Annotated in this window: 17 protein-coding genes; 1 reads left to right on the plus strand and 16 read right to left on the minus strand. The window is 72.7% G+C overall.

The genetic code is table 11. The annotated features are described in order from the left end of the window. Positions 1-6: 6 nt before the first annotated feature. Complete coding sequence (locus M1P99_RS04085) at positions 7-1,188, minus strand: acyl-CoA dehydrogenase family protein (protein WP_304451333.1); 1,182 nt, start codon at positions 1,186-1,188, stop codon at positions 7-9. 162 nt (positions 1,189-1,350) lie between these two features. On the opposite strand from M1P99_RS04085, the gene M1P99_RS04090 reads away from it, so the two are divergent. After that, positions 1,351-2,247 carry a PaaX family transcriptional regulator C-terminal domain-containing protein gene (locus tag M1P99_RS04090; RefSeq protein WP_304451334.1) on the plus strand — a complete coding sequence of 299 codons (897 nt, stop codon included), beginning with the start codon at positions 1,351-1,353 and terminating at the stop codon, positions 2,245-2,247. Here the strand turns inward: M1P99_RS04090 and M1P99_RS04095 are convergent. The 15 genes from M1P99_RS04095 to M1P99_RS04165 form a co-directional block, all read right to left on the minus strand. Then, positions 2,234-2,695 (minus strand): RidA family protein, encoded by a 462-nt coding sequence (locus M1P99_RS04095; protein ID WP_304451335.1) that lies wholly within the window; start codon positions 2,693-2,695, stop codon positions 2,234-2,236. The two genes, M1P99_RS04090 and M1P99_RS04095, sit on opposite strands and share 14 nt — an antisense overlap. Next, on the minus strand, positions 2,695-3,522 hold the full coding sequence (locus M1P99_RS04100) for an enoyl-CoA hydratase family protein (RefSeq protein WP_304451336.1): 828 nt from the start codon (positions 3,520-3,522) through the stop codon (positions 2,695-2,697). The genes M1P99_RS04095 and M1P99_RS04100 overlap by 1 nt, the downstream gene beginning before the upstream one ends. After that, positions 3,519-4,283 (minus strand): SDR family NAD(P)-dependent oxidoreductase, encoded by a 765-nt coding sequence (locus M1P99_RS04105; protein WP_304451337.1) that lies wholly within the window; start codon positions 4,281-4,283, stop codon positions 3,519-3,521. Before M1P99_RS04105 ends, M1P99_RS04100 begins: the two co-directional genes overlap by 4 nt. 190 nt (positions 4,284-4,473) lie before the next feature. Then, a complete protein-coding gene (locus M1P99_RS04110) occupies positions 4,474-5,445 on the minus strand; it encodes a hypothetical protein (RefSeq protein WP_304451338.1) in 972 nt (323 codons plus the stop codon). Between the two features lie 303 nt (positions 5,446-5,748). Continuing rightward, positions 5,749-7,023, minus strand: a complete 1,275-nt coding sequence (locus tag M1P99_RS04115) for a glutamate-5-semialdehyde dehydrogenase (RefSeq protein ID WP_304451339.1) — start codon at positions 7,021-7,023, stop codon at positions 5,749-5,751. Positions 7,024-7,298: 275 nt separating this feature from the next. Continuing rightward, entirely contained in the window at positions 7,299-7,745 is a 447-nt protein-coding gene (locus M1P99_RS04120; protein ID WP_304451340.1) for a type II toxin-antitoxin system PemK/MazF family toxin, read from the minus strand. A gap of 68 nt (positions 7,746-7,813) precedes the next feature. Continuing rightward, positions 7,814-8,698: an alpha/beta hydrolase fold domain-containing protein gene (locus M1P99_RS04125; RefSeq protein WP_304451341.1), complete on the minus strand. Its 885-nt coding sequence runs from the start codon at positions 8,696-8,698 to the stop codon at positions 7,814-7,816. Positions 8,699-8,834: 136 nt separating this feature from the next. After that, positions 8,835-9,911, minus strand: coding sequence for a suppressor of fused domain protein (locus M1P99_RS04130; RefSeq protein WP_304451342.1), 1,077 nt, complete (start codon positions 9,909-9,911; stop codon positions 8,835-8,837). Positions 9,912-9,948: 37 nt separating this feature from the next. After that, complete coding sequence (locus M1P99_RS04135; protein ID WP_304451343.1) at positions 9,949-10,758, minus strand: endo alpha-1,4 polygalactosaminidase; 810 nt, start codon at positions 10,756-10,758, stop codon at positions 9,949-9,951. A gap of 136 nt (positions 10,759-10,894) precedes the next feature. Continuing rightward, entirely contained in the window at positions 10,895-12,052 is a 1,158-nt protein-coding gene (proB, locus tag M1P99_RS04140) for a glutamate 5-kinase (protein WP_304451344.1), read from the minus strand. 103 nt (positions 12,053-12,155) lie between these two features. Further along, positions 12,156-13,520 carry a GTPase ObgE gene (gene obgE, locus M1P99_RS04145; RefSeq protein ID WP_304451345.1) on the minus strand — a complete coding sequence of 455 codons (1,365 nt, stop codon included), beginning with the start codon at positions 13,518-13,520 and terminating at the stop codon, positions 12,156-12,158. Positions 13,521-13,652: 132 nt separating this feature from the next. Then, positions 13,653-13,913: a 50S ribosomal protein L27 gene (gene rpmA, locus M1P99_RS04150; protein ID WP_053618626.1), complete on the minus strand. Its 261-nt coding sequence runs from the start codon at positions 13,911-13,913 to the stop codon at positions 13,653-13,655. A gap of 13 nt (positions 13,914-13,926) precedes the next feature. Next, positions 13,927-14,238 carry a 50S ribosomal protein L21 gene (rplU, locus tag M1P99_RS04155; protein WP_304455572.1) on the minus strand — a complete coding sequence of 104 codons (312 nt, stop codon included), beginning with the start codon at positions 14,236-14,238 and terminating at the stop codon, positions 13,927-13,929. 393 nt (positions 14,239-14,631) lie between these two features. Beyond that, positions 14,632-17,811, minus strand: a complete 3,180-nt coding sequence (locus M1P99_RS04160; protein ID WP_304451346.1) for a ribonuclease E/G — start codon at positions 17,809-17,811, stop codon at positions 14,632-14,634. 161 nt (positions 17,812-17,972) lie between these two features. Beyond that, entirely contained in the window at positions 17,973-18,854 is an 882-nt protein-coding gene (locus M1P99_RS04165) for a TIGR03936 family radical SAM-associated protein (protein WP_304451347.1), read from the minus strand. Between the last annotated feature and the right edge of the window lie 311 nt (positions 18,855-19,165).

Genomic DNA, 19,165 nt, shown 5'->3' on the forward strand with positions numbered 1-19,165 from the left:
GCGGGGCTACGAGTGCCGGGCGATGATCTGGCGCTGCACCTCCGAGGCGCCTTCGTAGACGCGGGGGGCGCGGACCTCGCGGTAGAGGTGTTCGAGCAGGTGGCCGCGTTGCAGCGCGCGGGCTCCGTGCAGCTGGACGGCGGCGTCGACGACGTACTGGGCGGTCTCGGTGGCGAAGAGCTTGGCCATGGCCGAACGGACGGTGACGGCGTCGCCGCCGGAGTCGTACTCCTGCGCGGCGGAGTAGACGAGCAGGCGGGCCGCCTCGGTGCGGGTGGCCATCTCCGCCAGGGTGTGGGCCACGGTCTGGAGCCGGTCCAGCGGGCCGCCGAAGGCCTCCCGGTCGCGGGTGTGCGCGCGGGCGGCGGCCAGGGCGGCGTCGGCCATGCCCACGGCGAACGCGCCGACGCTGGGGCGGAAGAGGTCGAGCGTGCGCATGGCGACGGGAAAGCCCTGGTCGGGGGTACCTATGACGTCCTCCGGACCGACGGGGACCCCGTCCAGGACCAGGTGGCCCAGCGCGTGCGGGGAGAGCATCTCCAGTGGCGTGCCCGACAGGCCGGGCCGGTCGGCGGGCACGAGGAACGCGGTCACGCCACGGGACCGGGTGCCCGGGGTGGTGCGGGCGAAGACCGTGTAGAAGTCGGCGTCGGGCGCGTTGGAGATCCACGTCTTCTCGCCGTGCAGGCGCCAGCCGTCACCGTCGGGGCGCGCGGCCAGGGCGAGGGCGGCGGCGTCGGATCCTGCGCCCGGCTCGGTGAGGGCGAAGGCGGCCACGGCCGCACCGGAGGCCGCGGCGGGGATCCACCGGCGGCGCTGGTCGTCGGTGCCGGACTGCAGGACGGGGTAGGCGCCCAGGCCCTGGAGGGCCAGCGCGGTCTCGACGTGGGTGTCGACGCGGGCCAGTCGTTCGCGGAGCAGGCAGATCCGGGTGGCGGGTGCCTCCCGCGAAGGGGCCTCGGCCCGGTCGGTACCACCCTCGGCACCGCCTCCACCACCCCCGGTACCGGGGCCGTCGACTCCGGGGAAGAGCGCCGGGAGGAGTCCGGCCCCGGCCAGGCGGCGCAGCAGCCCGCGGTCGACCCGCCCCGGCGGCGCTTCCGGGCCTCCGGAGCTCGCGAGCTCGGCGGCGCGCGCGTCCACCCAGTCGGCGAACGCGCGATCAGCGGCGGTCAGGGAGAACCCCATGGGCGACCTCGACTCTCGTAGTGATCCACCCCACATTCCCGAATCTACAGGAAGTATGACGACCGTCAAGAGAGCAACATGAGATGGCGATCGACTCCACCCTCGCGACCCGGCGCCCGACGTACCAGTGGGACCGCCGACAGGCCGCGCTATCGTGTGCCCGTGACGTCAAACAGCGAACAGGCACCCCCGACCCCGGCCGGGGACCCCGAGCGAGTCAACCGCCGCCCGCGCTCGCTGATCGTCTCCTTCTTCGGCACCTACGCCCGCGACATCGGCGGATGGATCAGCGTCGCCGACCTCATCGCGCTCATGGCCGAACTCGGCGTGGACGCGCCCTCGGTCCGGTCGGCCGTCTCCCGGCTCAAACGACGCGGACTGCTGGCCCCCGAGCGCCTCGGCGGCGTGGCCGGATACCGGCTCTCCGACGAGGGGCGGCGCATCCTCGCCGAGGGCGACAGCCGCATCTTCGGCCACCGGGTGGCCAGGGTCGACGACGGCTGGGTGCTCGTGGTGTTCTCCGTCCCCGAGTCCGAGCGCCGGCGCCGCCACGCGCTGCGCGCCCGTCTGACCAGGCTCGGGTTCGGCACGACCGCCGCCGGGGTGTGGATCGCGCCCGCGCACATGACCGAGCAGGCCCGCCAGGCCCTGCGCGATCTCGGCCTGGACGGCTACGCGGAGCTGTTCCAGGCCACCCACCTGGGTTTCCGGGACCTGAGCGAGGCGGTGGCCCGCTGGTGGGACCTGCCCGCCCTCCAGGCGATGTACCAGGATTTCCTGTCCGAGCACGAGCCCGTGCTGGGCTCCTGGCGCCGCACCGGACCCGCGGGGCGCACCGTCCCCAGCGGGGCGACCGACCCGCGCGCGGCGGCCTTCGCCGACCATCTGCGGACCGTCGACGCCTGGCGGCGGATGCCCTTCCTCGACCCGGGTCTGCCACCCGAGCTGCTGCCCGGACCGTGGGCGGGCAGCCGGGCCTCCCGGGTGTTCTTCGACCTGCACGCCCGGCTGCGCGAACCGGGCCTGGCGCACGTGCGCTCGGTGGTCAGTCGGGGATGACGGCCAGACCGACGAGCTCGACCAGGGCGTCGGGGTCGTACAGTTCCGTGACCCCGAACAGGGCCATCGCCGGGTAGTGCCGTCCCAGGTGGCGGCGGTAGACCCGGCCGATCTCCCTGGCGGCGGCCCGGTAGCCGGGAACGTCGGTCGTGTAGACGGTCAGGTTCACGAGGTGCTCGGGTGCGGCGCCCGCGGCCCGCACCGCGGTGACCACGTTGGCCAGTGCCAGGTCGAACTGGGCGGTGAGCCCTTCCGCGTCCAGGCGCCCGTCCACCCCCGAGGCGATCTGACCGGCCAGGTGGACCGTCGTCCCCGGCGCCGTCACGACGGCGTGGGAGAAGCCGACCGGAGGCCCGAGTTCGGGCGGGTTGATGAGGGTGTGCGGTGTCGGCAGCATGGGGTTCGGCGGAAGGTCGTCCGGCGGGAAGGTGTTCGGTTCCTGTTCCATCAGCGTCCCTTCCATTCGGGTCGGCGCTTGCCGGTGAAGGCGGCGTGGAACTCGGCGTAGTCGGCGCTCTTCATCAGCAGTGCCTGGGTCATGGCCTCCAGCTCGATCGAGCCGGACAGGTTCATGTCCAGTTCGCGGGAGAGCAGGGCCTTGGTCTGGGCGTAGCCGAACGCGGGTCCGCCCGACAGGCGCTCGGCCAGGGCGGCGACCGCGGAGTCCAGCGCGTCGTCGTCGACGAGTTCGCTCACCAGTCCGCAGCGGTCGGCCTCCTCGGCGCCGATGGTGTCGCCGAGCATGAGCAGCCTGGTGGCGTGGCCGAGCCCGACCACGCGCGGCAGCAGGTAGGCGGCGCCCATGTCGGCGCCGGAGAGCCCCACCTTGGTGAAGAGGAAAGCGAACCGGGCCGACCGGGCCACCACCCGGAAGTCGGCGGCCAGGGCGAGGACGGACCCGGCTCCGGCCGCGATACCGTGCACGCCCGCGATCACCGGGACCGGGCACTCGCGCATGGCCTTGACCACCTCGCCGGTCATCCGGGTGAAGGCGAGGAGGTCGTCGGGCTCCATCTCCAGGGTCGCGCCGATGATCTCGTCGACGTCGCCGCCGGAGCAGAACCCGCGCCCCCTCCCCCGCAGGACCAGGACCCTGGTGTCGCCGCGGTGCGGGAGTTCGAGCAGCAGGTCCCGCAGGTCGGCGTAGGCCTGGAAGGTCAGGGCGTTGAGTTTGTCGGGGCGGTCGAGGGTCACCGTCGCCACACCGTCGGCGCGGTGGAGCTCGAAGTGGTCCCAGCGGTCGGTCAGGGGCACGGATCCCCGGAACGGGCTCACGAGTGGACGCCTCCTCCGTCGATGGTCAGGGTCTGACCGTTGACCGCGCGCGCCGCCGGGCTCACGAAGTAGGAGACGGCGGCGGCCACCTCCTCCGGTTCGACGAGGCGGCCCAGGGGGGAGGCCTCGGCCAGGGCGGCCTCGGCCTGTTCGGCGTCGCGGCCGGTGCGTTCGACGATGTGGGCCACCGAGCGGTCGGTCATGGGACTGCGGACGAACGTGGGGCACACGGCGTTGCTGGTGACACCGGTACCGGACACCTCGGCCGCCACGGCGCGGGCCAGCCCGAGCATGGCGTGTTTGGAGGCGGTGTAGGCGGCCGTGTAGCGGGCGCCGACCAGCGCGGCGGTGGAGGCGATGAACACCACCCGCCCGTGGTCGCGTTCGAGCATGCCGGTGAGCAGGGTGCGGGTGAGCAGGAAGGCGGAGGTCGCGTTGACGCGGATCTGGTCCTCCCACAGATCCAGACCGGTCCCGCGCAGGGGCGCCGTCCGCGCGGTCCCGGCATTGTTGACCAGGACCGACACCGGTTCGAGCCCCTCGGCGACGGGGACCACCTGCTGTTCGTCGCGCAGGTCGCACACCTGGGTGCGCACGGACAGGCCGTAGGCGGCGGCCTCCCGTTCCAGGGCGGCCAGGCGCGCGGAGTCGCGCCCGAGGGCCACGACCTCGTACCCCTCGGAGGCGAGCGCGACCACGATCGCCCGTCCGATACCGCCGGATCCTCCCGAGACCACGACACGCCGCACGGAGTCAGCCATGTGGGGACTGTATCACTCGACCATGACCGTCGTCATGGTTCCAACATAGAACCATCGGCGTCGCCCGCAGGTCCGCGCCCCTGACGCGCACGGCCGCTGGACACACGACAGCGCCGACGGTGTGGGGCCGTCGGCGCTGCATCGATGTTCGTGTCCGCCCGGCTGTGGGGACCGGGAGTGCTACGTGTCCCTAGAAGGCGGGACCGGCCTCCATCGCCTCGTCGATGGTCTCGGCGCGCGCTTCCTCGACCTCGTCCTGCAGTCCGTCCTCGTGCTCGGCGAACTCCTCGGTCACGGCGGCGGCCAGGGCGCGCAGGGCGACCTCCTCGGTGAGGATCTCGCCGCGCACGCGGTTGGCGTCGCCGACCTGGGCGGTCGGCTGGTTGCCGGAGGTGACCAGGTCGCCGCCGACGATGTTGTTGTCGACGTAGGCGCCGCCGGTGACGTCGCTGACGGTCAGGTCACCGTCCACGTAGTTGACCGAGGAGCAGAAGTCCTCCACCTCGCCGGCGCCGACCGCGATGGGGCCGGTGCCGCCGGTGAACGCGGCGTCGCCGATCACCTCGCTGTCGCACAGGATGCCACCGCTGGTGGCGCCGGTGACGGTGAGGTCGCCGCGCACGGCGGAGTCGTAGACGTCGGCGAACTCCACCCCTTCGGCCTTGACCGCACCGCCGATGCGCGACCCGGTCACGTAGACCGTGCCGGTGGAGGCGTTGATGTTGCGGACGGTGGAGTCGACGACGTAGGCGAAGCCGTCGTTGTCGGCCCCGTCGACGGCGACCGTGCGCAGCGCGGCGCCGGCGGAGCTGTCCTCCAGGTAGGTGCCGTACGAACCGCGGTTGACGACTCGGTCGCCGACCGAGCTCTCCGAGGCGTCGAAGTAGCCGTTCTTGCGGACGATCACCTCGCCCTCGATCTCACCGCCGACGACGTGGAGGTTGGCGCCCTGTCGGACGATCACGTCGCCCTGGACGACCGTGCCGTCCAGGAAGCAGCTCTCACCCGCCGGGACCGCCAGGTCCGTGGGCAGGGTGACGGCACCGCCGTGTCCCGAGCACAGGGTGACCAGGTCGGCCTGGGCCGGGGAGGCCATCAGAGTGGATCCGCCGACGGCGAGCGCCGCCACGGCCACGGTCGCGGCCTTCTTCCGGAACTTCATGCGAGGGGGTTCCTCTCGTCGTGACTGCGGGGGAACAGGCGCTCCTCGGGGACCGAGAGCGGGAAGAGCGCCATGACACCTGAGCGAAGCTACCGACTCATGGTCGCTTTGGGAATCCTCTTTGGACGAATATCCGCTTCCGTCCAGGTTTCCAACTCGAGAATGCGCCGGGTGCCAAGGCGCGCCGGGGCCGCACCGGCGCGGGAGGGGGCCCGAACGCACGGAAGGGGCCGCCCGGAACTCCGGACGTCCCCTTCGGGAAGAGTCGTGCGCACTGCCGTCGGCGGCCGCGCACGCGTGCGGCTACTTCAGGTGGCCCTCACCCGTGACCACGTACTTCGTGGAGGTCATCTCGGTGAGTCCCATCGGCCCACGGGCGTGCAGCTTCTGCGTGGAGATGCCGATCTCCGCGCCGAAGCCGAACTCGCCGCCGTCGGTGAACCGCGTGGAGGCGTTGACCATGACCGCGGCGGAGTCCACCCGCGACACGAAGTACCGGGACGCCTGCAGGGAGTCGGTGACGATGGCCTCGGTGTGCTGGGTGGAGTAGCGCCGGATGTGGGCGAGCGCGTCGTCGATGGTGGGCACCACGCGCACGGCCAGGTCCATGGACAGGTACTCGGTGGCCCAGTCCTCCTCGGTGGCCTCGACCACGGTCGCCGGGGAGCCGTGGGCGGCGGCGACCGACCGGACGCGGTCGTCCCCGTGCACCGTGACCCCCGCCTCGGCGAGGGAGTCCAGGACCCGCGGCAGGAAGGCGTCGGCGACGTCCGCGTGGACCAGGAGGGTCTCGGCGGAGTTGCACACCGAGCAGCGCTGGGCCTTGGCGTTGGTGGCGATGGCCACCGCCTTGTCCAGGTCGGCGTCGGCGTCCACGTAGACGTGGCACAGCCCCTCGCCGGTCTCGATGACCGGGACGGTGGAGTCGCGCACGACCGACTGGATGAGCGTCTTGCCGCCGCGCGGGATGAGGACGTCGACCAGCCCGCGGGCCCGCATCAGGGCGGTGGCGGACTCGCGGGTGCGGCCGGGCACCAACTGGACGGCGTCGACCGGGACACCGCTGCCCTCCAGGGCCTCGCGTAGGACCGCCACGATCGCGCTGTTGGAGGCGTAGGCGGAGGAGGAGCCGCGCAGCAGGACCGCGTTGCCGCTCTTGAGGCACAGGGCCGCGGCGTCCACGGTGACGTTGGGGCGGCCCTCGTAGATGATGCCGATGACACCGAGCGGCACGCGGATCTGGCGCAGGTCCAGGCCGTTGGGCAGGACGCCGCCGCGCACCGACTCGCCCACCGGGTCCGGGAGCTCGACGATCTCGCGCACGGCGTCGGCGATGGCCTCGACGCGCTGCGGGGTGAGGGTGAGCCGGTCGATCATCGCCGGCGTGGTGCCGTCCGCTCGCGCGCGCTCGACGTCCTCGGCGTTGGCGGCCGTGATCTCGTCGGCGCGCTTGACCAGGTTGTCGGCGACGGCCAGCAGTGCGGCGTCCTTCACGGCCCTGCTGAGCGGGGCGAGGTCGGCCGCCGCGTCCTTGGCACGTGCGGCTACCGCGTGGACCTCGCGCTCGATGTCACTCATGGCGTTCTCTCCGTGTCTTCTACGCGCTCGTGAGCTCGCGACGGGGCTCGGGGCGCCCGGAGGCCGGGGTTCTTCGCACTGGCGCTCCGGTGGTCGCTTCCAGCGTATCGGGCCGGGCCGGTCAGTGGGCGGCGCCGTCCACAGTGTGGACACCGGCGCCCACCAGGCCCTGGAGCGCGCGCTCGGACGGGCTGCCGGGGTCGGCCGTGTCCGCCGTCTGGCCGCCCCGGGTGGTCCGCGCCGCCCGGTCGCCGCCGGGCGGCGCGGACCCGGGCTCACTTCCAGCCGTACCTGCTGCGCAGGACGTCGGCGACCAGCCAGAACAGCTCCTCGTCCATGACGGCGGCCTCACGGCGGATGGCGTCCTCGTCGAACTCGAAGAGGCGGTCCACGCGAACGAACGAGTCGCGCCGTTCGCGGTCCCAGGGACCGGAGCCGATCGGGAGCCAGTCCTCGCGCTCATGGTGGTCGGGGCTCTGGGAGGACAGCATCAGGCCGTGCAGCCGGGCGGCGCGGCGGCCGACCACCAGCATCGGCCGGTCCTTGCCCTGGTCCGGGTCCTCCTCGAAGGGGACCCAGGTCCACACGACCTCGCCCGCGTCGGCGAGGCCGTCGCGTTCGGGGGCGTAGACGAGCCTGGTCGCGTTACTTTCGGTGGGGATCTCGCGCACCGCGCCCCGGTGGGGATGGGCGTCGGCCGCGTTCGTCACAGGTCGGTTCACGCCACGCATCCTAGACCGGGGCGGGCCCGTCCGGAGCGCGACCGCGTTTCTCTGGCGCGGTCCGCTCCTCAGACCGTCCGGAGCGTACGCAGGATCCTCGCTCGGGCCTTGCGGCCCTCCGGAGAGGGCACCAGCGGGAAGACGTGGATCGCGCCCTCCTCCTCGTACAGTTCCGAGTTCCCGCCCGCCAGGGCGATCAGGTCGTTCAGGCGCCGGGTGTCGGGGTGGAACACGTCGGCGGTGCCGATGTACAGGTCCACGGGCGGCAGGTCCGCCAGGGACCCGTTGATCGGGCTCAGGGAGGGCAGGGCGAGGTCGTCGCCCCCGGCCCAGGCCCGGGCGGCCTCACTGAGCCACACCGGGCTGAGCCAGGGATCACGGACCTCGATCAGCGGGATGTCCGGGTGGGACATCGTCAGGTCCACCCACGGGGAGACCAGGAGGAGCCGGGCGGGCCGGGGCAGGCCCTGCTCCTCCAGGCCCTGCGTGAGGGCCAGGACCAGCCCGGCGCCCGCGGAGTCGCCGGCGAACACCGTGCGCTCGGGCGGGGTGTAGGCCAGCAGCTCGCGGTACACCGCCACCAGGAACCCGAACGCCTCGCGGTGGGTGTGCTCCGGCGCCAGCCCGTAGATCGGGACCTCCACCCGGAAGCCCTCGTCGACGATGTGGGCGACCATGACCCAGTGCCACGGCGAGATCTCGGAGACGTAGGAGCCGCCGTGGACGTAGAGCACCGACCGGGCGGGCTCCCCGTGCGCGGGCAGCACGGTGTAGCTGTCGAATCCGCCGACGCCGCGCCGCTCGACCCGGTGGCGACGCGTGAACCAGAGGGGCGGCGCGGGGTCGTCCTTGGGCGCGTGGAGGCGTTTGCGCGCCCCGTCCACGCTCTCCACCGGACGCTTGCGCGTCCGGCGCAGCCCCGCCGCGAGCAGCCGCATCGCCAGACTCGACATGCGTCGTTCCTCCCCCTGAGAACTGACTCGTCCTGAGAGGAACCTTTTCACGTCCGATGCGCGGGACGGGCCAGGCACCCCCGATCGCGCGTCCGCGCCGGGTCCGGCCGCGGGTCGGGCGGGGCCGGCTCCCGGGTCAGCCCACGACCTCCCCCGTCTCCTTGCCGTACTCGTCGAGGATGGCCGTGGGCACGACCTCCAGCCGCAGACCCGGCATCGCGGGGAACGAGGCGGCACCGCGCTCGGGCCGCAGGGCCGCCGTGAGCTCGTCCAGCGCCACCCGCGGGACCACGACGGTCAGGGCGCCCTCGCCCTCGTCGTGGACGGCGTACTCCTCGCCCGGCAAGAAGCCCACGCTGGCGCCGTCCGCTTCCAGCAGCAGCCCGTGGCCGAACGGCAGACGGCCGCGCAGGGTCTGGGCGACGGCGGGGGCCTGGAGGGCCCCGACCCGGACCAGGGCGCCGGCGCCGTCGAGTTCCCACGAGACGCTGCCCACGTACAGCGCGCCGGTGGTGGAGCCGTCGCGCTCCACCCCCTCGCGAACGGCGGCGGCGAACCCGGGGTCGACCATCCGCGAAGGGCGGTCGACGTCGGTCACGTACAGAGGGGCGGTCGGCTCCAGGAGGTCGAGGACGCCCGTGGTGCTCCACTGCCCGGCGGCCTCGTACTCGTCCACGGCCAGCCCGACCACCTGCAGGAAGCTCACCCGGCCGTGCGGGGTGTCGATCGGGCCGAGTTCGGGGTCCTGGACGAAGCCCAGCGCGCGCATCGCCGAGTCCTCGCGGTCGGCCGCGATGGGGCCGTTGGCGTTCATCCGGTGGCCGGGCTCGAACCGGTTCCCCGAGGTGCACACGTACCGGGCGAGGTTCTGCATCAGCGCGGCCGCCCACATGGGGGGCGCGTCCTCGTCCGGGTCCCGGACCGGCCGGAAGGTCAGCTCGAAGCCCCAGCCGGACTCCTCGGCGTGGTCCGACTCCTTGCTGTACAGCTCGGTCAGGCCGTAGCCCACCATGTGCCAGTGCGGGAGCGGTTCGGTGCGCGGGTAGGCGCTGATCCCGTCGAGCGGGTCCTGGCCGCCCAGCGCCCACGGGAGCATGGTCGCCAGGTGCCTGGGGTCCACGCCCGGGTACAGGTCGGCCAGGGCGCCGTCGATCGCCTCCCAACCGGGAGCGGAGTCGTCCTCGTCGATACGGCCGATGTCGTCGTTGTCCATGGCCGATCAACGGACCCGCCCCGGATCCGGTTCCCGGTCAGCAGTTCTCGCGCAGGTGTCCGGGGTCGCCGGGCACCACCAGGTCCCGGTCGCGCAGGATCGTGGTCGCGGGCGTGTCCGGGTCGGCGCAGACCTGGTCGAACGGGGCGTCCAGGGTGTCGGGGTACTCGATGACCAGGACGGTGTCGTAGGCGTCGGTGTAGGCGGGGCACTCGTCGAAGGCCGCGCACTCCTCGGCGACCGCGAAGTCGAATCCGGCCTCGTCCCGTGCCCGCCCGGTCAGTTCGGCGGCGTTCTTCTGGGCGGCGGCCAGACCCAGGTCATGGGCTCCGGCGACGAGTACGGACGCCAGCGCCAGGTTGTCGTCGGCCGTCAGGCGCCCGTGGGAGCGGGTGTGGGAGTCCAGGTTGTCGAACTCCACGGCGTCGAAGCCGCGCTCGGCGCAGGCGGCGACGGTCTCCCCCACCACCCGGGCGATCTCCGCCCTGGCCTCGGCGGTCGAGGTGTCCAGCAGTAGCTCGTCCGGCCACCCGGGGTCGGCGACGGGCTCGCCGTCGCCGTCGCGCAGAAGCAGGTCCGGGTGCTCGGCCCGCCATCGCGCGCTCTCCTGCGGCTGCGTCTGGAAGCCGTTGACGTAGCAGACGGAGTAGCGGCCGTCGGCCGGCGCCCCGGTGGCGTCGCGCACCACGGTCTCCACGTCCGCCGCCGGCTCGTAGGCTCCGCCGAGCTGGTAGTCGAACGGCCCGTCCGGGGGCGGTGCGGGCTCCGCCGCGGCACGCGTGACGGCGCATCCTGCGCACAGGAGCAGAGCCAGGAGCGCCGCCGCGCGCCGCGTCGTGTCGACCATGGCCGGAGCCTATCGCCGCCCGGCGCGGGGCTCCGGGTGTACCCGGAGCCCCGCGCCGGGGGAACACCCGGACTGATCCGGGGCACGCCCCGATGCCGACCGGCCCGCACGTGAGGGCCGAGTGGTTCCTCCGCCGCTACAGGACGACCAGGTCGTCGCGGTGGACGAGTTCGCGCTCGTAGGAGGGGCCCATCTCGCGGGCCAGCCAGCGCGTGGAGCGGCCCATCAGGTCGGGCACCTCGGCGGCGTCGTAGTTGACCAGGCCGCGCGCCACCACGGTGCCCTGCTCGTCGCGCAGGTCGACGGGGTCGCCCGCGCTGAAGTCGCCCATCACCCGCACCACCCCGGCGGGAAGCAGCGAGGCCTTCTCCTTGACCACCGCGGTGACCGCGCCGGGGTCCAGGACGAGGCTGCCCCGGCCCGCGGTGGCGTGGGCCAGCCACAGCTGGCGCGCGGAGGGCCGACGGCCCCCGGCGGGCGCGAACAGCGTGCCCACGCGATCCCCGGTCAGGGCGGCACGGGCGTTGGCGGCGGAGGTGAGCACGGTGTGGATCCCGGCCTGCGTCGCGATGCGCGCCGAGTCCACCTTGGTGACCATTCCGCCGGTGCCGACCCCGCGCTTGCCCGCGCTGCCGATGTCGATGCCGTCCAGGTCCAATGCCCCGCGCACCAGGTGGACCACGCTGGTCCCGGGCGCGGCGGGGTTGCCGTCGTAGAGGGCGTCGACGTCGGAGAGCAGGACGAGGGCGTCGGCGCGCATCAGGTGGGCGACCAGGGCGGCCAGGCGGTCGTTGTCGCCGAAGCGCAGCTCGTGGGTGGCGACGGTGTCGTTCTCGTTGACGATCGGCACGGCGCCGATGTCCAGCAGGCGGCGCAGCGTGCGCTGGGCGTTGCGGTGCTGGACCCGGCGCATCATGTCCTCGACCGTGAGCAGGACCTGGGCGGCGGTCAGCCCCCGCTCGGCCAGCTCTGCGGTGTAGGCGGCCAGGAGCAGGCCCTGGCCGACGCTCGCCGCGGCCTGTTGGGAGGCCAGGTCGCGCGGGCGGCGTGTCAGGCCCAGGGGTGTCATCCCGGCGGCGACCGCGCCGGAGGAGACGACGATCACCTCCTGTCCCTGGGCGCGCCGGTCCGCCAGGACCTGGACCAGGTCGCGGATCCGCCCCGTGTCGATGAGGCCGTCGGGGGTGGTCAGGGACGACGATCCGACCTTGACCACGATCCGGCGTGCGCCCGCCACCGCCATCCGTCCGGCGGTCTCCAGTGTGTCGGGCTGTTCGATCTTCGCGCTGTGCACCGTCTGCGGCTTTCCGTCCAGTGGCGCGGCGCCCGGGGGTCGGGCGCCGCGCGCGTGCCTGAGAGAGGGGTCGGCTGGGTGGCGGCTTCGGTCCCCGCGCGGATCAGCCCAGCCGGGCGTCGGTTCCGCGCGGGCCGGACGGGACGACCTCGGCGTCGGTGGACGGGTCCCAGTCGAAGACCACGGAGTCCTCCTCCGTTCCGATGTGCACCTCGGCGCCCGGGGTGGCGCCGGCCTTGGCCAGCTCCTCCTCGATCCCCAGGCGGTTGAGGCGCTCGGCCAGGTAGCCCACGGCCTCGTCGTTGGAGAAGTCGGTCTGGTTCACCCAGCGGGCGGGCTTGTCGCCGCGCACCTGGAAGGCGTTGCCGCCCAGCGGCACGACCTGGAAGGGCGTCTCACCGATCATCTTGGGCCGGATCACGATCCGCGTGGGCTCGGCGACCGGCGCGGCGCTGCGGGCCGCGGCGACCTGCTCGCCCAAGGCGAAGGACAGTTCGCGCAGGCCCTCGCGGGAAGCCGCGGAGACCTCCATCACACGGTAGCCGCGCTCGGTCAGCATGGGGGTGACGAGGTCGGCGAGCTCACGGGCCTCGGGGACGTCCACCTTGTTGAGCGCGACCAGGCGCGGCCGGTCCGACAGGTCGATACCGGCCTTCTCCCCGTAGGCGGCCAGCTCGGCCTCCAGGGCCTCCAGGTCGCTGACCGGGTCGCGGCCGGGCTCGTAGGTGGCGCAGTCGAGCACGTGCAGCAGGGTGGAGCAGCGCTCGATGTGGCGCAGGAACTCCAGACCCAGGCCCTTGCCGTCGCTGGCGCCGGGGATGAGCCCGGGCACGTCGGCGATGACGTACTGGACCGAGCCCGCCTCCACCACACCCAGGTTGGGCACGAGGGTCGTGAAGGGGTAGTCGGCGATCTTGGGGCGGGCCGCGGACATCGCGGCGATGAGCGAGGACTTGCCCGCGCTGGGGAAGCCGACGAGTCCGACGTCGGCGATGGTCTTCATCTCCAGGCGGATGTCGAAGGCCTCGCCCTCCTCGCCCTTGAGCGCGAATCCCGGGGCCTTGCGCTTCTTGGAGGCCAGTGCGGCGTTGCCGAGCCCGCCGTGACCGCCCTGGGCCAGCACCAGGCGGGTGCCGTGGCCGACCAGGTCGGCGACGACCTCGCCGTCGGCACGCGTGACCACGGTGCCGTCGGGCACGGTGAGCACCAGGTCCCGGCCGTTGGCACCGGCGCGGTGGCCGCCCTGGCCGGGTGTGCCGTTCGGGGCGCTGCGGTGCGGGCGCCGCTGGTACTCCAGCAGCGTCGCGGTCTGGGTGTCGACCTCCAGGACGACGTCGCCGCCCCGGCCGCCGTTGCCGCCGTCGGGCCCGCCCAGCGGTTTGAACTTCTCACGGTGCACGGAGGCGCAGCCATGCCCGCCGTTCCCGGCCTTGACGTGCAAGACCGCCTCGTCGACGAAGTCAGGCATAGCTCTCCCCGGTTGCTCTGGGCCCCGCCCGACGGCGGCACCCGCACTCACACGCGTGTCACCCAGTGACAACGCGAGAGGCGGGCCAGTGTTCCCTGGCCCGCCTCGACACTTCAACGTCCGTGCGCGAACCTACTCGGCGGCGGCCGGAACGATGTTGACGGCCTTGCGGCCACGGTGGTTGGCGAACTTGACCTCGCCCGCGACCAGTGCGAACAGCGTGTCGTCGCCACCACGGCCGACGTTCACGCCGGGGTGGAACTTGGTTCCACGCTGACGGATCAGGATCTCGCCGGCCGACACGGCCTGACCGCCGAAGCGCTTCACGCCGAGGCGCTTGGCGTTGGAGTCACGACCGTTACGGCTGGACGAAGCGCCCTTCTTGTGTGCCATTTCCCAAGGCCTCCTACTTCGCCGCGATGCCGGTGACGCGCACCTGGGTGTGCTTCTGGCGGTGCCCCTGGCGCTTCTTGTAACCGGTCTTGTTCTTGTACTTCATGATGTTGATCTTGGGGCCCTTGGTCTCGCCGAGAACCTCGGCGGTGACCGTGTAGCCACTCAGCTTGTCGGCGTCGCTGACGACGTTTCCGTCCTCAACGACGAGGATGGGCTGCCAAGTAATGGTGGCACCGGTCTCCTGGGAGACCTTGTCGATGTTCAGAACGTCATCGACAGACACCTTCTCCTGTCGGCCGCCCGCTCGCACGATCGCGTACACCGGGTCACTCTCTTCCTGCTCGCTCAACGAAAAAATGCGGGACCGGACCGTTGTCCGCGTACGCGGGGTCCGAGGTCCGGCCGTGCCCGTACCAGGCATGGCCGGGAGGATCATCACCACCGAGGTGGAGTGAAGCCTCATTCCACGATCCACTGATCGCCTGTAGCGGGGCGCGGGGATCTGAGGGAAACAAACCCTGCGTGGAGAGCACTTCGGTCTCGGGGCGCGCGATCATGGCACGCCAACGCACCGTCCACCAGATTACCATCGCCCGGCCACGGACCGGCACGTGTGTCCGGGTCCGGACCAGAAGGCACCTGGTCCGGACCCGGACTGCCGCCCGTTCACCCCCGGGAGCCCCGGGGGCTGGGGCCTGTTCGGCGGCTACCCGCCCTAGGAGGCGTCGACCGCGGTGGGCGGGGTCGACGCGGCCTTGGTCCGACGGGTACGGCGGCGCTTGGGCCGCTCGGCGGCCTCCTCGTCGCCGCCCTCGGCCGCGGGAGCCTCGGCGGCCGTGTCGGCTGCCGCTCCACCGCCCTGGGCCGACTCGCCCTCGCCGGCCTCGGCCGTCGTGGTCGCCGTCCGACGGCTGGCACGCCTGGTGCGGGTCCGCTTGGCCGGGGCCTCGTCCTTGGCCGGGGCCTCGTCCTTGGCCGGGGCCTGCTCCGCGGCCTCGGCGGGGGCCTCAGGGGCCTCCGTGGCGGGCGCGGACTCGGCCGCCACCGTCTCGGCGCCGGGCTCCTCCGCGACCTGCTCCGCGGCCTCCTGGGGCCGCTCGGCCGCCGTGTCGGCGCTCTTGCGGGACCGGGAGGCGCGCTTGCGCGTCTTCTTGGCGGGCGCGGCCTGCTCGGTCTCGGCGGCCGGCTCGGCGGTCGCCGACCGGGTGTCGGGCTCCTCCGTGCTCTCGGCCGCGGCCTCCGCCTTGGCCGCGCGCCGCGAGCCCTTGCCCGCCTTCTCGGCCCGGCCGGACTTCTCCGACTTCTCGGGGCGGTCGGCGGCCTCCGAGGGCTCGGCGGTGACGGGCTCGGACTGCTCGGGCTTCTCGGCGGGCTGCTGCTCCACCTCGGCCTTGCCCTTGTCGCCCTTGTCCTTCTTCTTCTTGCGGCCGCCGCCGTTGCCGTTCTTGCCCTCGTCCAGATCGAGGACGAGGCCGCGGCCGTTGCAGTGGTCGCAGTTGTGGGAGAAGGCCTCCAGCAGACCCTGGCCGACCCGCTTGCGGGTCATCTGCACCAGGCCCAGCGAGGTGACCTCCGCCACCTGGTGCTTGGTGCGGTCGCGGGAGAGGCACTCCAGCATGCGGCGCAGCACGAGGTCGCGGTTGGACTCCAGCACCATGTCGATGAAGTCGATGACGATGATGCCGCCGATGTCGCGCAGCCGGAGCTGGCGCACGATCTCCTCGGCCGCCTCGAGGTTGTTCTTGGTGACGGTCTCCTCGAGGTTGCCGCCCTGACCGGTGAACTTGCCGGTGTTGACGTCGACCACCGTCATCGCCTCGGTGCGGTCGATGATCAGCGACCCGCCGCTGGGCAGCCACACCTTGCGCTCGAGGGCCTTGTTGATCTGCTCGTCGATCCGGTAAGCGGCGAAGACGTCGCGGTCCTCGTCCCAGTGGGACAGGCGCTCGGCGAGGTTGGGCGCCACGTAGTCCACGTACTCGTGAACGGTGGTCCAGGCCTCCTCACCGGCCACGACCAGGCTGGAGAAGTCCTCGTTGAAGACGTCGCGCACGACCCGCACCGTCAGGTCGGGCTCGCTGTTGAGCAGCGACGGCGCGCTCGCCGACTTCGACTTGCGCTTGATGGAGTCCCACTGCTTGGCCAGGCGCGTGATGTCGCGCTCCAGCTCCTCCTCGCTGGCTCCCTCGGCGGCCGTGCGCACGATCACGCCGGCACCGGAGGGCATCACCTTCTTGAGGATCTGCTTCAGGCGCGCGCGCTCCTTGTCGGGGAGCTTGCGGCTGATGCCGGTCATGGAACCGCCGGGCACGTACACGAGGTAGCGGCCCGGCAGGCTGACCTGGCTGGTCAGACGGGCGCCCTTGTGGCCGACCGGGTCCTTGGTGACCTGCACCAGGACCGACTGGCCGGACTTGAGCACGGACTCGATGCGCTTGGGCTGGCCGTCCAGGCCGAAGGAGTCCCAGTTGACCTCGCCCGCGTACAGGACCGCGTTGCGGCCCTTGCCGATGTCGACGAAGGCCGCCTCCATCGACGGCAGGACGTTCTGGACCCGGCCCAGGTAGACGTTGCCGACGTAGGAGCGGTGGGTGGCGCGGTCGACGTAGTGCTCGACGAGGACGTCGTCCTCCAGCACCGCGATCTGGGTGCGGTCGCCGTTGCGGCGGATGACCAGGTCGCGCTTGACCGCCTCGCGGCGGGCCAGGAACTCCGACTCGGTGACGATGGGGGCGCGGCGGCGGCCCTGCTCGCGGCCCTCGCGGCGGCGCTGCTTCTTGGCCTCCAGGCGCGTGGAGCCGCGGACCGCCTGGACCTCGTCCTCGATCGGCTTCTCCTGGCGCGGCTCGCGCACCTTGACCACGGTGTTCGGCGGGTCGTCCTGGGTGCCCTCGCCACCGGTGCCCGCCCGGCGGCGCCGACGGCGCCGACGGCGGCTGCCCCGCTCGGAGTCGGACTCGCCCTCGACGAACCGCTCCTCCTCGCCCCCGGTCTCGGCGGCGGGTTCGGCGGGCTGCTTGTCCTGGGCCTTGGGCTTGCGCTCGACGCCGGAGGACGCGGGCTCGGGTGCCTCGTCCTCGCCCTCGTCGCCCCCGCGCGAGCGGCCGCGGCCACGGCCGCCGCGACGGCGGCGCCGACGGCTGGAGCGCTCCTCGGCGGCGGAGTCGGCGTTCTCGGTGCCCGCCTGCTCGGCACCGGTCTCCTCGGCCTCGGCCTCCTCGTCAGTCTCGTCCTCGTCCTGGACCGGCTCTACGGCGGGCGCGGTCCGGGAGGCGACGGGCGGCTGGAAGAGCATGCCGGGCGGCTGGAAGAGCGAACCGCCACCGGTCTCGTCCGCGCGGTCCTCGCTCTGCTCGGCGGAGGGCTCCCCGGCGCTGCGGCGCGCGGCGCGCGGCGCCTCGGTCCGGGACGCCTCGGTTCGAGGGGCTTCGGTCCGCGGCGCCTCGGTCCGGGTCTCCTCCGCGGCCTTGGCGCGGGTCCTGGAACGGGCACGGGTCCGGGCGGGGCGCTCCTCGGCCCGCTCGGCCGCGGGGGCCTCCTGGGGCTCGGGCTCCACCGGGCGGGCGGCCGCCGGCGCGGGGGCCGGCGCCTCGTCGGGTCGGCCCGCGGGGCGCACGGTCCGCCGACGCGCGGCGGACGTGCTCACGGACGTCTTGACCGTGCCCACCTCACCGGAGCCCGCGAGGGTCGTGACGGGCTGGGCGGGGGCGGTCGCGGATGGGGTGTCGTCGGGTTCGGGGGGTGGTCCCGCGGCGCGGCGAGCGCCCTTGGCGGGCGCGCCGGTGGTCACGCGCACTCCGTCCTCCCCCCGGGGAGGCGTCGCCGCCGTGGTTTCGGTTGTTTCAGTTGTACCCGTGGTGCCTTCGGCACCGTCGTTGGGCTCGTGGTCGAGCATCCGGGCGGTCTCCCGTCAGAGTTCTCGGGCGCGGCGCGACCTCTCGGTCGGCGGCACGGCTCACGAGAACTGTCGTCGCTGTGTCGGCGCCGGGGGCACGTGTGCGCCTCCGGGCCGAAGTTCTGTGGTTTCGCCCATGGTCCCCGCCTTGGGGCCGCCCATCAGTGCGGTCCCGTCATGGGCGATGACGGCTGTGGTGCGTTCTCGCTCCGCTCGTCAGCGTGGTTCTCCGCGGACCCTGTGCTCATCATGTGAGCCGTGGGCCGGTCCGCGGTGAGCGGGTCAGCGATCGCACCTGTCGTCTCGTCCAGTGGTCCCTGCGCCAGCCTGGTCATCATCGGAGATGACGGCGGCGCCAGGTCAGCCACGTGGCGGAGACCCGTCAGCACGTCGTCTGGCCGCACGGCAGGTGTCGTGTGCCGGACGACCAATCGAAGTATGGCATATGTCGCGGGTTGTTCCCCTGGGGCGCGCCCGTCGGTCGCGCCACCCACGTCGGCGCGGACCACGGCCTGTCGCGCGTCGAACCGGCGACGGCCCTTCTTCGTCAGGCGTTCCACCTCGACGCTCTCGGCGGCCAGGAAGGCCGCCACCGCCTCGGCCGCTTCGTCGTGGCCGACGCCGGGGAGCTCCACCAGCCACTGCGAGGCCTGGAGGCGGTCGGCCAGTCCCGGCCCGCGCGCCTCGACGACCTCGATGATGTCGATACCGTCCGGCATGGCGGAGTCGATCTCGGTTCGGACCCGCTCGGGTGAGCGCCTCTCGGCCAGCGTCAGTTCCAGGTACTCCGCCTCGCTGGCGACTCCCGTGGGGGCCGCGCCGGTGTAGGAGACCTTCGGATGCGGTGAGAAGCCCGCGGAGAACGCCATCGGCACATCCGCCCTTCGCAGGGCGCGTTCCAGCACCCGGGCGATGTCACGGTGGCTGGCGAATCTCATGCGTCCGCGCTTGGCGTAGCGGACTCGGAGCCGTTGTCCGGGTCGGGCGGTGGAGGGTGAGGTGGTGCCCTCGGATGCGGGGGGCAGCTCAGCTCCTTTCCTCATGCCCCCTGTGAGCGGCCGCGGAGCGACCTGAAGGGGCTGTTCCTCGTCGTGATCAGCGTACGGTGCACTGCGGTGCGGATGCGCCAGCAGAGCGACGTTGACCGGTATCTCCCCCACTGACCTGCGATCGAAAAGTCCTTGAGGAGTCCGAACGGATCCCGCACCGGCTTCGACCACCAGAACACGAGGGGTCCGGAAAAAAATCCGAAGAAAATCCTGAACTCATGGCAACCCCCCGCGAACCCCACGAGTCCTATTACACGTACGGCCCGGCGCGAGCGGGGCGCCGGGCCGTACCTTTCCTCCCCGGG

This window comes from Nocardiopsis sp. YSL2 (genome assembly GCF_030555055.1).
Lineage (GTDB): Bacteria > Actinomycetota > Actinomycetes > Streptosporangiales > Streptosporangiaceae > Nocardiopsis.

Bases quoted from the DNA above. Each gene is read 5' to 3' on its own strand.
- M1P99_RS04085 (WP_304451333.1), bottom strand. From the start codon at position 1,188: ATGGGGTTCTCCCTGACCGCCGCTGATCGCGCGTTCGCCGACTGGGTG.
- M1P99_RS04095 (WP_304451335.1), bottom strand. From the start codon at position 2,695: ATGGAACAGGAACCGAACACCTTCCCGCCGGACGACCTTCCGCCGAAC.
- M1P99_RS04105 (WP_304451337.1), bottom strand. From the start codon at position 4,283: ATGGCTGACTCCGTGCGGCGTGTCGTGGTCTCGGGAGGATCCGGCGGT.
- M1P99_RS04110 (WP_304451338.1), bottom strand. From the start codon at position 5,445: ATGAAGTTCCGGAAGAAGGCCGCGACCGTGGCCGTGGCGGCGCTCGCC.
- M1P99_RS04115 (WP_304451339.1), bottom strand. From the start codon at position 7,023: ATGAGTGACATCGAGCGCGAGGTCCACGCGGTAGCCGCACGTGCCAAG.
- M1P99_RS04125 (WP_304451341.1), bottom strand. From the start codon at position 8,698: ATGTCGAGTCTGGCGATGCGGCTGCTCGCGGCGGGGCTGCGCCGGACG.
- M1P99_RS04130 (WP_304451342.1), bottom strand. From the start codon at position 9,911: ATGGACAACGACGACATCGGCCGTATCGACGAGGACGACTCCGCTCCC.
- M1P99_RS04135 (WP_304451343.1), bottom strand. From the start codon at position 10,758: ATGGTCGACACGACGCGGCGCGCGGCGGCGCTCCTGGCTCTGCTCCTG.
- obgE (WP_304451345.1), bottom strand. From the start codon at position 13,520: ATGCCTGACTTCGTCGACGAGGCGGTCTTGCACGTCAAGGCCGGGAAC.
- rpmA (WP_053618626.1), bottom strand. From the start codon at position 13,913: ATGGCACACAAGAAGGGCGCTTCGTCCAGCCGTAACGGTCGTGACTCC.
- M1P99_RS04160 (WP_304451346.1), bottom strand. From the start codon at position 17,811: ATGCTCGACCACGAGCCCAACGACGGTGCCGAAGGCACCACGGGTACA.
- M1P99_RS04165 (WP_304451347.1), bottom strand. From the start codon at position 18,854: ATGAGGAAAGGAGCTGAGCTGCCCCCCGCATCCGAGGGCACCACCTCA.